This is a genomic window from Sphingorhabdus sp. EL138 (assembly GCF_900258045.1).
Lineage (GTDB): Bacteria > Pseudomonadota > Alphaproteobacteria > Sphingomonadales > Sphingomonadaceae > Parasphingorhabdus.
Genome location: NZ_OGVD01000004.1, coordinates 1,531,876 through 1,544,874 on the forward strand (window position 1 = coordinate 1,531,876; position 12,999 = coordinate 1,544,874).

Sequence of the window (12,999 nt, forward strand, 5' to 3'; positions counted from 1 at the left end):
TCTTACTCCCCTAATCCCTCACACACTGCATAGCAGCTGGTGACGCAATCCCAAACCATGCCTATACGGACCAGATGAATCGCGTCCATGATCCTGCCAAAGACCGGGCCAGAGTGCTGTTACTCAACGCCGCCCTGGGGCCGCTCGATTACCGGATACCCGAAGGCATGGATGCGCGTCCGGGTTCAATCGTGATGGCGCCGTTGGGCCCGCGCAAATTACCAGGTGTGGTTTGGGAAGCGGAGAGTTTTCCCGTGGACGAGATTGATGCAAAGAAACTGCGTCCTTTGCTGGAATTGCGCGATGTCCCACCCCTTTCCTCACCGCTGAGGCGATTGATTGAATGGACTGCGCGCTATTATTTTGCTGCGCCAGCCTCGGTGTTGCGCATGGTCCTTTCAAGCGGAGCGGCCTTTGCGGACAATCGTCCGATCAGCGAATATCGACTGAACAGAAATGTCCCGGACCGGATGACACCACAACGCGAACAGGCGCTCGAAAAACTGGTTGATGTCCAGGGCACGATCAGCGAGCTGGCTTTCAAAGCAGATGTATCTGTCGCGGTTATAAGAGGGCTTGAAAAAGCAGGCGCATTGGACCGGCACGAGGTATCGGCCTTTGCTGATATCAAGCAACCTGATCCGGACTTTGCCAAGGTCGATCTCAGCGATGATCAGACCCAGGTTAGCGATATCTTGGTCAGCGCCGTGCAGGACGCCGCGTTCCAACCCTATTTGCTCGACGGCGTGACCGGCTCTGGTAAAACCGAGGTCTATTTCGAGGCCGTTGCAGAAGCGTTGCGCCAAGATAAACAGACATTGGTTCTACTTCCCGAAATTGCACTTACCGAACCTTTTTTGGACCGTTTCAAGGCGCGTTTTGGTGCTGAACCAGTCGCCTGGCATAGCGGCCTTAAGCAATCTGATCGCAAGAAAAACTGGCGGGCTTTGGCCGATGGTGATGCGAAAGTAGTTGTCGGCGCACGGTCCGCGTTATTTCTGCCTTATAAGAATCTCGGCCTGATCATCGTCGACGAGGCGCATGAAGTCAGTTTCAAACAGGAAGATGGTGTGCGTTATCACGCTCGTGATGTCGCGGTTATGCGCGGACTGCATGAGAAGATTCCGGTTGTGCTGGCCTCTGCAACACCGGCTATTGAGAGCCGGCATCAGGTCGAGCAAGGTAATTATCAGTTGCTCGAATTGCCCGCTCGCTTTGGCACGGCGACTTTGCCCGAAATAGAAGCGTTAGATCTTACCCAGGATATGCCAGCGCGCGGGTCGTGGCTGGCGCCGACGCTGATCAACGCGCTTGAAGAAAACCTTGGCAAGAAAGAACAATCATTGTTGTTTCTCAATCGGCGTGGCTTTGCACCGCTGACGCTATGCAGAACCTGCGGCCATCGGATCAATTGTCCGAACTGCACAGCTTGGATGGTCGAACACCGGCTGACCAAACGCCTGGCTTGTCATCATTGCGGTCATGTCATGCCGCAGCCAGAAAAATGCCCGGAATGCGGCGATGAAGATTCACTGGTTGCCTGCGGTCCCGGGGTAGAGCGCATTTGCGACGAAGTTAAAATACTGTTCCCGCAGGCGCGAACGGCCATTGTCACGTCGGACACCATCTGGTCGCCTGCCAAGGCCGGGGAGTTTGTCGCGCAGATGGAGGCCGGTGCGATAGATATCGTCGTTGGCACACAGTTAGTGACCAAGGGCTATCATTTTCCCAATCTGACATTGGTCGGTGTTGTTGATGCGGATATCGGTCTGGAGGGCGGCGACTTGCGCGCAGCGGAACGCAGTTTCCAGCAGATTGCACAAGTCGCAGGCCGGGCGGGCAGAGCGGAGAAACCCGGTCATGTCTATGTTCAGACGCGCATGCCCGGCGCGCCGGTGATTCAGGCGCTGATAAAAGGCGACAGAGATGGTTTTTATGCCGCCGAAACTGAATCCCGCCGCGCCGCTGCGGCACCGCCTTTTTCCCGGCTGGCTGCGATTATCGTCTCTTCTGAGGATAATGCAGAAGCGATGGAAACAGCGCGGCTGATTGGTCAAACCGCGCCCAAGGCGGAGGGCTTCGCTGTTTATGGCCCCGCCCCTGCCCCGCTCGCCATGTTACGCGGCCGTCACCGCCATAGGCTGTTGATCCACACCCATCGCTCGGTTGAGTTGCAGGACATCATGCGTGAATGGCTGGAAAAACTCGAATGGCCGCGTGGCGTGAGGGTTGGCGTTGACGTCGACCCCTATAGTTTTGTTTGATTTTCGAAAAATGCCGGCAAGCTACGCTCCGCACTTGATACGGGACCTCGGGAGGTGGTAGCGCAGATGATAATCTGGGCTTCGCATCCTGTGCTGAGCTTTTCATATTAAAGGCTCACTGATGCACCGTTTCGTTGTTTATGTTACTCTTGCACTAACCGCGTTGTTTGCGGCCCCAGCCCATGCCGATCCAGCCGATATCGCGGCGGCCAGCCGATCAGTCGTGCGAGTTGTCTTGGCGGCCACGGACGGCGACAAAGTTGCGTTTGTCGGCCATGGCAGCGGTTTTGCTGTCGCGCCGGACAAGATCGTCACCAACGCCCATGTCGTCGAGATTGCCCGGCAGGAAAGATCTGTTGTTATAGGTATCGTCCCGTCCCAGGGCGGCACGAGCTATGGCGGGAAAGTGATCGCCTACTCTCCGGGCAATGACCTTGCGCTTATTCAGCTGCAGGACGGCGGGCGATTGCCGCCAATGACTGTTTTTAGTGGTCCGGTTGCAGATGGAGCGAATGTCGTTGCTGTCGGGTATCCCGGATCGGTTGATCGGGCCCAAGGGTTGAACCTTGATGACCTGGTGAACCCGATGTCACCGGTGAAAACCCGTGGTTCCGTATCCGGCGGACGTTCCACCAAACAGTTTGATACGATCCTGCACACCGCACCAATAGCCAGCGGGAATAGCGGTGGACCATTGATAGACAATTGTGGCCGAATACTGGGTGCAAACAGCTTTGGATCCTTGTCTGACGGCAATGACGCAGAATTTGGTTTTGCTGTGTCCAGTCGGGAAATCCTGTCATTTCTGCGCAAGGCTGGAGTCAAAGTCGGCATGACCGCAACGCCCTGCCGCTCGGCCGCGGACATCAGCCTTCAAGAGCAACGGCGCGAAGCCGCTGCACGCGCCAGAATAGAGGCAGCACGAAAAGCCGAACTCGCGCAGCGCCAGCAGGCCGAGGCAAAACTGCGCACTACCATTTCGCAAGATATCATTACCGAGCGTGAAAACCGGATGGCGATTGCCGCCCTTATGTTGGTATTATCGCTGGTCGCAGTGGGCGGTGCCGGTTATCTGATGATCCAGGACAAACGCACGCCCGCGATAGGCACGGCAGGCGGGGCGGCCTTGTTGCTGGTCGGAGCGATCCTCGTTTTTCTCTCACGTCCAGCTTTTAATGAAATTGATGATCGCGTGGCCGTAGCGCTCAAGGAGCAAATGTCAGGCGAAAACGGCGATAATGGTGGCGCCGTTGTCGCAACGGCTGGAAAATATCAATGCCGGCTCAACACCGAACGCAGCCGGATCACAGTTTCGCAGGCCGACACGCTGGACATAGACTGGGCAGAAGGCGGCTGTGTCAATGGTCGCACTCAATATGGCCGTGATGGTGAAAAATGGTCACGGATCTTTGTGCCCAATGAGGAACAGACGGTAACGATCAGCAGCTTCGATCCGGCCAGTGCAGAGTTCACGACCGAACGTTATCTGCTCGGCCTGGCCGCGATGAACAAGGCAAGGGAAATTCGCAAGCAATATGGCAACCGCGCCTGTACCAGCGACGAACAGGCTCTTTCCGAAATAGCCGAAATGGTAAAAGCGATCCGCACCGAGCTGCCAATGCAGACAAATGAGCGCTTAGTGTATGAGTGCGAAAAATCCTCGCAATGATTGAACTCTCACGATGATCGCCGAGGGGCAGCGCAAATCGGCTATGCGATTCATCCTGCTGACGGTGTTCATCTACTCCGTGGGCTTTGGGATCATTATGCCAGTGCTACCGGAACTGATTCAGGACCTGGAGGATGTCAGTCTTTCGGAAGCAACTTTGCTCGGCGGCTTTATTAGCGCGTCCTATGCGCTGTTCCAGTTTCTGATGGGCCCGCTCGTCGGGAATTTGGGTGACCGATATGGCCGCCGTCCCGTATTTCTAGTTTCTCTGCTGGCGTTCGGCATTGATTTTGCGCTGATGGGGTTTGCAACCTCGATCATCTGGCTGTTCATCGGCCGTTCCATTGCCGGCGGCCTTGGTGCAATATTCGGTCCAGCCAATGCGGCAATGGCGGACATGTCGAGTGAAGAAGATCGGGCCAAGAGCTTTGGTTTGGTCGGCGCCGCCTTTGGTATTGGTTTCATTGTCGGCCCGGCATTGGGTGGTTTTCTGGGTGACTATGGTACACGCATCCCGTTCTTTGTCGCGGGCGGGCTGGCCTTCCTGAATTTTATCTATGGCTGGTTTGCTTTTCCGGAAACCATGCCGGCCGAACAGAAACGCAGCTTTGAATGGAAACGCGCCAATCCGCTGGGCGCTTTGCTCAACCTTGGCAAATTGCAGAACCTGCTCGGTGTTGCTGTCATCTACTTCCTGTGGATGCTGAGCAGCTCTATCTATCCGACCAGCTGGTCCTTTTTCGCTCCGGCACAATATGGTTGGGACAGCAAGATGGTGGGATTGTCGCTGACCTGTGTCGGCCTTTCCATGGCACTGGTTCAGGCCTTTTTGATTGGTCGCTTCGTGGATGCCATTGGAGAGCGAAAGACCGCAATTTTTGGCATTTTCGTCGCAATCGTGATTTTTGCTGTCTATGTGATGGTCGACATAGGTTGGGTCGCGTTATCAATGTGCCTGGTGGTTGGGCTACAGGGCATGGCCATGCCTAGCATCAATGCAATGATGTCCCGCCGCACGCCAAACAACATGCAAGGAGAGCTGCAGGGTTTCAATGGCAGCATGGCCGCGCTTGCCGCGCTGATCGCGCCGCTTCTGTATAATGGCTCGCTTTCCTATTTTACCAGCAATGCAGCGCCGTTTCGTTTTGTCGGCGCGCCGTTCGCCATTGCGGCGATTGTCGGGCTAATCCCGCTAATCTTGCTCATGGTCATCAAACCCGCCCCTGACTATAAGGGGTAAGATATAATCAGGCCTGATCGGTAAGAATTTTCAGAGCCTCTGCTTCAAATGCCGCCATGGCCGCCTTCCACGGACCGGGACCGAAGCTGATCCGCGAAACACCCAATTCAGCCAATCGGGACATTGACGGGCCATCGGGCATCATCATGATATTGACCGGCAGGCTGGCTTTCTCGCAAATATTGCTGATCAGTTTTTCGTCCATGGCAAAGGGAATGAAGAAGCTGCCTGCGCCCGCATCGGCATAGGCTGAACAGCGTTCCAGCGCCTTTTGGGCCAACGTGTCATCATGGTCGGGCAAAGGGGTCTGAATGAACAAATCCGTGCGTGCGTTTATGAACAGTCCGGTGTCGGCAGCTGCTTTTACGCGTTCGGCCTGTGCTGACACATCGAGCAATCCGCCCGCCGACAGATCCTGATCCTCTAGGTTGAGGCCAGCGGCACCGGCGTCTTTCATCTGCTGTGCATTGACGCCCACTGTCGCCGCATCAGCACCATATCCGGTTTCCAGATCAATGCTAACCGGCACATCAACTGCGGCAACAATATGCTTTGCATTGGTGAGCGCGAATTCAAATGGCAGCTTCTCGCCATCCTCAAATCCTTGCGCGCCAGCGACTGACAGGCTTCCGGTCGCAACCGCCTTGGCGCCAGATCGAACCGCAACCTGAGCACTGCCCGCATCCCAGATGTTATAGAGTATGATCGGCTCACCCGGTATATGCAGTTCGGCAAATTGTTTGATCATATCCGTCATTAGGTCGCTTCCTTTTTGAGCAAACGTTCTTTTATCTCCAACCCATAAGCATAGCCGCCCATGCTACCGTCGCTGCGGACCACCCGGTGACAGGGAATCAGCACGGCGACATTATTGGCCCCATTGGCGCTGCCAACGGCACGCACCGCCTTGGGCTTACCTATGGCCGCCGCGATATCGGCATAGCTGCGGGTCTCGCCGAGCGGGATTTTCTGAAGCTCTTGCCAAACAGCTTCTTGAAAAGCAGTGCCCTGCACATCCAGCGGAATACGGCTAAAATCGCCGGGCTTTTCGACGGAAGCTGCGACCTCCGACAAAAGTTCCTGAAACGCATCATCACCAGGTTGTAGGTCTGCCTTAGGGAAGCGATCGTGCAATTCTTCTTCGCCTTCATTGAACGACAGACAGCACACGCCTTTATCGGTGGCGGCGACCATCATCATGCCCAGCGACGTTTCGACATTGGCCCAGCGGATCGTCACGCCCGCCCCGCCATTCTTCCAAGCACTTGGCTTCATGCCTAATCTCTTTCCATTATCTGCATAAAATCGCGAAGCAGAGCCGTAACCCGCATCATAAATCGCCTCGGTCACCGATGCGCCGTCATTCAGGGCTTGCTTCGCCCGCTCGGATCGCAGGGCGCGAGCGTAGGCTGCAGGCGACAAGCCCATTTCGCGTTTGAATATGCGCTGCAAATGGGTTGGTGAATAGCTGGTCATGGTGCCCAGCTCGTCGAGCGTCGGCGCCGTTTCAGCCATACGGATTGCATCAATCACGGCCTTCACCGCCGCGTCATCACGTGCCACATCCTTGGGCATGCAGCGCAAGCAAGCGCGGAGCCCTGCAGCTTCTGCTTGCTCGGGCTTGGCAAAAAAGCGCACATTTTCTCGCTTTGGATGGCGTGCAGCACAAGACGGCCGGCAATAAATACCCGTCGTCAAAACGCCGGTTACAAACTTGCCGTCATAAGACCGATCGCGATTGGCCACGGCCTGCCAGGCCATATTGTCATCGATCAAGGATTCGTTGTTGTTCATGCCATTCTTTTGCCAGCCTTTACCGACCCTCGCATCCCGTATCTTGCGATCAAAGCAGAATCTTACCTCGGACATAATCAAACAGCTTGAAAATCCGCCTTTTTTGGCAATCTTCAAAAAGCGTTCGAGTGCCATCTTGCATCGCAGCAAAATGGTTGCTAGACGCCGCCCAACTAAAGGCGAGATGCATGGTATATCGCCTGCCTACGGGCATTATCACTTACCAGTTTTTTGACCAGATTATCAGGTCAATAATACAGGCACGGAGTAACGAACGCGTGGAGAATTCCAGCGGCATTAGAGCGAGTTTAGCGGGGCGTTACGCCACTGCATTGTTTGCTTTGGCCACCGAAAACAAAGCCATCGAGACCGTCGAATCAAGTCTTGCTTCACTCGGCAATGCGATGGGCGAATCGGACGACCTGAAAGCGCTGATCAGCAGCCCGGTTCTGTCTCGTGCCGATGCTGGTAACGCCATTGCCGGTATCGCCAAGGAAATGAAGCTCGACGATCTGACTACCAACGTACTTGGTGTTCTCGCGGCCAATCGCCGTCTCGATCAGATACCGGCCGTCATTCGCGCCTTCTCAACCTTGGCTTCCGGCCATCGCGGAGAAATTACCGCTGAAGTGACCTCCGCCCATCCCCTGGATGATGCTCAAGTTGATGCGCTCAAGGCGCAGCTCAAGAAACGTGTGGGAAGCGATGTTTCGGTTTCCACCTCCGTCGATCCGTCCATCCTGGGCGGTCTGGTCGTCAAAATCGGCAGTCAGATGATCGACAACTCAATTAAAACCCGTTTGAACACGCTTTCCCAAGCCATGAAGGGCTAATGGCTCAGGCCATAAAGGACTAAAGGAAGAATAATGGATATTCGCGCAGCAGAAATTTCAAAGGTCATCAAGGACCAGATCGCCAATTTTGGCAATGAAGCCCAGGTTTCCGAAGTCGGAACCGTTTTGGCGGTTGGTGACGGCATCGCCCGTATCCACGGTCTTGACCAGGTGCAGGCCGGTGAGATGGTTGAATTCTCCAACGGCACGCAAGGCATGGCGCTGAACCTCGAAGCCGATAATGTCGGTGTCGTGATCTTCGGTTCTGACGCAGACATTAAAGAAGGCGACGTTGTTAAACGGACCGGCACGATTGTGGACGTTCCGATCGGTAAAGAACTGCTCGGCCGCGTTGTAGACGGTCTGGGTAACCCAATTGACGGCAAGGGTCCGATCAAAACCGAAAAGCGTAGCCGCGTTGAAGTGAAAGCGCCGGGCATTATCCCGCGTAAATCGGTTCATGAGCCTGTACAGACCGGCCTGAAAGCGCTCGACGCTCTTGTTCCTGTTGGCCGCGGTCAACGCGAATTGATCATTGGTGACCGTCAAACCGGTAAGACCGCTGTCGCCATCGATACCTTCATCAACCAGAAAACAATCAATGCTGGTGATGACGAAGGCAAAAAACTTTACTGCATCTATGTTGCTGTGGGCCAGAAGCGCTCCACCGTTGCGCAGATCGTGCGTCAGCTCGAAGAAAATGGCGCAATGGAATATTCCATTGTTGTGGCTGCTTCCGCATCCGAGCCCGCTCCTCTGCAATATCTCGCGCCCTATACCGGTGTGACGATGGGTGAATATTTCCGCGATAACGGCATGCACGCCTGTATCGTTTATGATGACCTTTCCAAGCAGGCTGTGGCTTATCGTCAGATGTCCCTGCTTCTGCGTCGTCCTCCAGGCCGAGAAGCTTATCCCGGTGACGTTTTCTATCTTCACTCACGCTTGCTCGAACGCGCAGCGAAAATGAACGAAGATAATGGTTCCGGTTCTTTGACCGCACTGCCGATCATTGAAACCCAGGCTGGTGACGTTTCCGCTTATATTCCAACCAACGTGATTTCGATTACCGATGGTCAGATCTTCCTTGAAACCGACCTGTTCAACCAGGGCATCCGTCCTGCCATTAACGTGGGTCTGTCGGTTTCGCGCGTGGGCTCCGCTGCACAGACAAAAGCGATGAAAAAGGTTTCGGGCTCGATTAAACTTGATCTGGCTCAGTACCGCGAAATGGCGGCCTTTGCGCAGTTCGGTTCTGACCTGGACGCATCCACCCAGAAATTGCTGGCACGTGGTGAGCGTTTGACGCAATTATTGAAGCAAGCTCAATTCTCTCCGCTGGCTTTTGAAGAGCAGACCGCTTCCATCTACGCTGGTACCAACGGCCATCTTGATAATGTCGCAGTTGACGATGTTGTGCGTTATGAAGAAGCCATGTTGGCCCATATGCGCAGCGATCATGCCGACATATTGAAAACCATCCGTGAGAGCGGCGATCTGGCCGATGACACCAAGGCGAAGCTCGAAGACGCTCTGGCAGCCTTTGGCAAGAGCTTTGCCTAATGGCTTCGCTCAAGGAACTTAAGGATCGGATCGGGTCGGTTAAATCGACCCAGAAGATCACCAAGGCCAAGAAAATGGTGGCCGCTGCCAAATTGCGCCGTGCGCAGATGGCAGCCGAAGCCGCACGGCCCTATGCCACGGAAATGGCAAAGGTCATGGCGAGCCTCGCCGGCAAAGTGACGGTGGATGAAAATTCACCAAAACTTCTCGCAGGCACAGGCAAGGATGAGGTCCACCTTCTGGTGGTAGCAACCTCCGACCGAGGTCTTTGCGGCGCGTTTAACGCCAATATCGTCAAAGAAGCGCGGTTGAAGGCCGAGAAGCTGACCAAAGAAGGCAAGACGGTCCTTTTCTACATGGTGGGCCGCAAGGGCATTCCGGTGATCAAGCGTCTCTATGAAGACAAGATCATCAAGCATTTCGATACATCGGAAGCAAAAACGCCCGGTTTTGAAGAAGCCAAAGCCATTGCCGAAGACCTGACAGCAATGGTTGAAGAAGGCAAATTTGACGTTGCCCATCTCTTCTTCTCGAAATTCAAATCGGCTCTGGTTCAGGAACCAACGGCGCAGCAGATTATTCCTGTCGCTCTGGACGCGACTGACGAGGCGGGTTCCGACGCAGCGGTGGAATATGAGCCGGATGAGGAAGAAATCCTCACCGAGTTGCTGCCACGCAACCTGACAACCCAGATTTTCGGCGCATTGCTGGAAAATATGGCGTCAGAGCAAGGCGCGTCGATGACTGCGATGGACAATGCAACGCGCAACGCGGGCGACCTGATCGACAGCCTAACCATCGAATATAACCGCAGCCGTCAGGCAGCAATTACAACTGAATTGATTGAAATTATCGCTGGCGCTGAAGCGCTCTAAAGCACGTACGCAAGGAAAGACAAATGGCAAATACCAACAATGTAGGCCGCATTTCACAGGTTATCGGCGCTGTCGTCGACGTAACCTTTGACACGGATATCCCGGCCATTCTCTCGGCTCTGGAAACCGACAATAACGGCAACCGCCTGGTGCTTGAGGTTGCCCAGCATCTCGGCGAAAACACTGTGCGTACCATCGCTATGGACGCGACCGAAGGTTTGACCCGCGGTCAGGAAGTGACCGACACTGGCGCGCAGATCAACATGCCTGTTGGCCCCGAAACTCTCGGCCGCATCATGAATGTTGTAGGAGAGCCTATTGATGAACTGGGCCCGATTGGTCACAAGACGACGGCACCAATTCACGCAGAAGCGCCTGCTTTTGTCGACCAGTCCACCGACAGCGAAATTCTCGTCACCGGTATTAAGGTTGTCGACCTGCTCGCACCTTATGCAAAGGGCGGTAAAATTGGCCTGTTCGGCGGTGCCGGCGTGGGCAAAACAGTGCTTATTCAAGAGCTGATAAACAACATTGCTAAAGGTCATGGCGGTACATCCGTTTTCGCCGGCGTGGGTGAGCGTACCCGCGAAGGTAATGACCTTTATCACGAATTTCTCGACGCGAATGTTATCGCCAAGGGCGAAGACGGCAACGCAACCTCCGAAGGTTCGAAAGTGGCCCTCGTCTACGGTCAGATGAACGAGCCTCCAGGAGCGCGTGCCCGTGTTGCTCTTTCCGGTCTGACCATCGCGGAATATTTCCGCGACCAGGAAGGTCAGGACGTTTTGTTCTTCGTCGACAACATCTTCCGCTTCACGCAGGCTGGTTCAGAGGTGTCCGCGCTTCTTGGCCGTATTCCTTCGGCTGTGGGTTATCAGCCAACCCTGTCCACCGACATGGGTCAGCTGCAAGAGCGTATTACGTCCACGAACAAGGGCTCGATTACATCGGTTCAGGCCATTTACGTTCCTGCCGATGACTTGACCGACCCTGCGCCGGCAACGTCTTTTGCCCACTTGGATGCAACGACCGTTTTGAACCGTGCGATTTCGGAGCTGGGCATCTACCCTGCTGTTGACCCGCTCGATTCAACGTCGCGTGTTCTAGAGCCACGCGTTGTGGGTCAGGAACATTATGATACGGCCCGCGCTGTTCAGGAAATCCTGCAGAAATATAAGTCTCTGCAGGACATCATCGCCATTCTCGGCATGGACGAACTGTCTGAAGAAGATAAGCTGGTCGTTGCCCGTGCGCGTAAGATTCAGAAATTCCTGTCTCAGCCTTTCCATGTTGCGGAAGTCTTTACCGGCATCAAAGGGAAGTTTGTTGATCTGGAAGACACGATCAAATCCTTCAAAGCGGTTGTGGACGGTGAATATGACCACCTTCCTGAGAATGCTTTCTACATGGTCGGCGGCATTGATGAAGCGCTTGAAAAAGGCAAACAACTGGCAGCAGAAGCGGCCTAATCCATTCCCCCTCCCTCATGGGAGGGGAATAGGGACATTGATTGATGGCAAACCTACATTTCGAACTCGTAACCCCTGAAAAGCTCGTCCGGTCGGATGATGTTTATATGGTTGTTGTGCCCGGCGCAGAAGGCGACTTTGGCGTGCTGGCCGGCCATGCGCCGTTTATGTCCACCATCCGGGATGCAGAGCTTTCCATCTACGCCAGCGAAGGCGCAGAAGCTGAAGTGATCACCGTTCAGGGCGGTTTTGCCGAAGTGAACGAAAAAGGCTTGACCGTATTGGCTGAGGCGGTTTCCTAAGCCTCGACAACCGGTGCCGTCCGGCGTTCACTGCGCCAGAGGAATAATCCACTTAGCAAGATCAGGCTGCCTCCCAGCAACGCGAGTTCGTCAATCGCGTCTCCAAAGATGAATACGCTGATCAAAGATGCGACGATCAACTGGATATAGACAATCGGCGCGATTGCTGCCGCTGTCGTGCGCATAGTAGCCATATAGAGCAGGAAATGGCAGCTCGTGGCCGTGACAGCCACAACTGCACAGCGCAGGATGACATCCCAATCCGGTGCGCCGGGAACATGCATCACCGGCACCCAGAAATGGCCGATTACAGAGGCAACCGACAAAAATATGGCGGCCCAGAAGGCAATGTAAAACTGCGCTGCAAATATGGATCGCTGGCTGGACACCATACGATTTAGAATCAACATAGCCGCCATCGCAACCGCCGAGAATAGAGGCAGGACAGCTACCCAGCCAAAGGCTGCCACATTGGGACGGAGCATAATCAAAACACCGCCAAAAGCTACAATTGTCGCTATCCAGGTCGTAGGCCGCATTCTCTCCTTCAAGAACCAGCCTGAAAACAGGGCTGTAAGGATCGGATTGACGAAAGATATCGCCACGGCATCCGCCAATGGCATGATATAAATAGCTGAAAAGAAAGTAATTGTTCCAATCGCCAGCGTCATACCGCGTGCAGCGTGCAGCCAAGGCCGGTTGATCTGAAAACCGGCCCTGCCCTCTCGCCATGCAAGAATGGCAGCCAAAGCTGTAGCTCCGATGGTAAAACGCAGCGCCGCAACCGCTGGCGCCGGCCAATCGCCAGCCATGGATTTGATAAACGCATCACCAATGGGGAAACCGGAAAAAGCAATCAGGGCCAACAAGATACCACTGCCCGCTACTGTTTTTCCGATATTTTTATCCGCCTGCAAAATCCGTCCAATCCAAAAAGGTCTGCAGCCTCCGATTGCAGGCTATTCGGCAACACACAACCATCTTTTGCCC

At 54.7% G+C, this 12,999-nt stretch carries 11 protein-coding genes; 8 read left to right on the forward strand and 3 right to left on the reverse strand.

Going from position 1 to position 12,999, the window contains the following annotated elements; translation table 11 throughout:
- Positions 1 to 74 precede the first annotated feature (74 nt).
- The 3 genes from DK507_RS17325 (at position 75) to DK507_RS17335 (ending at position 5,173) form a co-directional block, all read left to right on the forward strand.
- On the forward strand, positions 75 to 2,264 hold the full coding sequence (locus DK507_RS17325; RefSeq protein ID WP_109357531.1) for a primosomal protein N': 2,190 nt from the start codon (positions 75 to 77) through the stop codon (positions 2,262 to 2,264).
- A 121-nt stretch (positions 2,265 to 2,385) separates the two neighbouring features.
- Complete coding sequence (locus DK507_RS17330; protein WP_109357532.1) at positions 2,386 to 3,933, forward strand: S1C family serine protease; 1,548 nt, start codon at positions 2,386 to 2,388, stop codon at positions 3,931 to 3,933.
- Positions 3,934 to 3,976: 43 nt separating this feature from the next.
- Positions 3,977 to 5,173 carry an MFS transporter gene (locus tag DK507_RS17335; RefSeq protein ID WP_162559116.1) on the forward strand — a complete coding sequence of 399 codons (1,197 nt, stop codon included), beginning with the start codon at positions 3,977 to 3,979 and terminating at the stop codon, positions 5,171 to 5,173.
- Positions 5,174 to 5,180: 7 nt separating this feature from the next.
- Here the strand turns inward: DK507_RS17335 and DK507_RS17340 are convergent, their stop codons facing one another.
- Positions 5,181 to 5,930 (reverse strand): isocitrate lyase/phosphoenolpyruvate mutase family protein, encoded by a 750-nt coding sequence (locus DK507_RS17340; protein ID WP_109357534.1) that lies wholly within the window; start codon positions 5,928 to 5,930, stop codon positions 5,181 to 5,183.
- Positions 5,930 to 6,967, reverse strand: a complete 1,038-nt coding sequence (gene ada, locus DK507_RS17345; RefSeq protein WP_109357763.1) for a bifunctional DNA-binding transcriptional regulator/O6-methylguanine-DNA methyltransferase Ada — start codon at positions 6,965 to 6,967, stop codon at positions 5,930 to 5,932. Before ada ends, DK507_RS17340 begins: the two co-directional genes overlap by 1 nt.
- A gap of 278 nt (positions 6,968 to 7,245) precedes the next feature.
- On the opposite strand from ada, the gene DK507_RS17350 reads away from it, so the two are divergent.
- From DK507_RS17350 to DK507_RS17370, 5 genes are read left to right on the forward strand one after another with little or no spacing between them, the layout of a single operon-like run.
- A complete protein-coding gene (locus DK507_RS17350) occupies positions 7,246 to 7,800 on the forward strand; it encodes a F0F1 ATP synthase subunit delta (protein WP_109357764.1) in 555 nt (184 codons plus the stop codon).
- 33 nt (positions 7,801 to 7,833) lie between these two features.
- Positions 7,834 to 9,363 carry a F0F1 ATP synthase subunit alpha gene (gene atpA / locus DK507_RS17355; RefSeq protein WP_109357535.1) on the forward strand — a complete coding sequence of 510 codons (1,530 nt, stop codon included), beginning with the start codon at positions 7,834 to 7,836 and terminating at the stop codon, positions 9,361 to 9,363.
- Entirely contained in the window at positions 9,363 to 10,238 is an 876-nt protein-coding gene (locus DK507_RS17360) for a F0F1 ATP synthase subunit gamma (protein ID WP_109357536.1), read from the forward strand. The genes atpA and DK507_RS17360 overlap by 1 nt, the downstream gene beginning before the upstream one ends.
- 23 nt (positions 10,239 to 10,261) lie before the next feature.
- A complete protein-coding gene (gene atpD, locus DK507_RS17365) occupies positions 10,262 to 11,707 on the forward strand; it encodes a F0F1 ATP synthase subunit beta (RefSeq protein WP_109357537.1) in 1,446 nt (481 codons plus the stop codon).
- Positions 11,708 to 11,751: 44 nt separating this feature from the next.
- Complete coding sequence (locus tag DK507_RS17370) at positions 11,752 to 12,009, forward strand: ATP synthase F1 subunit epsilon (RefSeq protein ID WP_108810671.1); 258 nt, start codon at positions 11,752 to 11,754, stop codon at positions 12,007 to 12,009.
- On the opposite strand, the gene DK507_RS17375 is transcribed toward DK507_RS17370, so the two are convergent.
- Positions 12,006 to 12,926, reverse strand: coding sequence for a DMT family transporter (locus DK507_RS17375; RefSeq protein WP_162559117.1), 921 nt, complete (start codon positions 12,924 to 12,926; stop codon positions 12,006 to 12,008). The two genes, DK507_RS17370 and DK507_RS17375, sit on opposite strands and share 4 nt — an antisense overlap.
- Between the last annotated feature and the right edge of the window lie 73 nt (positions 12,927 to 12,999).

Coding starts and splice junctions, on each gene's coding strand:
- DK507_RS17325 (WP_109357531.1), top strand. CDS start 75: ATGAATCGCGTCCATGATCCTGCCAAAGACCGGGCCAGAGTGCTGTTA.
- DK507_RS17330 (WP_109357532.1), top strand. CDS start 2,386: ATGCACCGTTTCGTTGTTTATGTTACTCTTGCACTAACCGCGTTGTTT.
- DK507_RS17335 (WP_162559116.1), top strand. CDS start 3,977: ATGCGATTCATCCTGCTGACGGTGTTCATCTACTCCGTGGGCTTTGGG.
- DK507_RS17340 (WP_109357534.1), bottom strand. CDS start 5,930: ATGACGGATATGATCAAACAATTTGCCGAACTGCATATACCGGGTGAG.
- ada (WP_109357763.1), bottom strand. CDS start 6,967: ATGAACAACAACGAATCCTTGATCGATGACAATATGGCCTGGCAGGCC.
- atpA (WP_109357535.1), top strand. CDS start 7,834: ATGGATATTCGCGCAGCAGAAATTTCAAAGGTCATCAAGGACCAGATC.
- DK507_RS17360 (WP_109357536.1), top strand. CDS start 9,363: ATGGCTTCGCTCAAGGAACTTAAGGATCGGATCGGGTCGGTTAAATCG.
- atpD (WP_109357537.1), top strand. CDS start 10,262: ATGGCAAATACCAACAATGTAGGCCGCATTTCACAGGTTATCGGCGCT.
- DK507_RS17370 (WP_108810671.1), top strand. CDS start 11,752: ATGGCAAACCTACATTTCGAACTCGTAACCCCTGAAAAGCTCGTCCGG.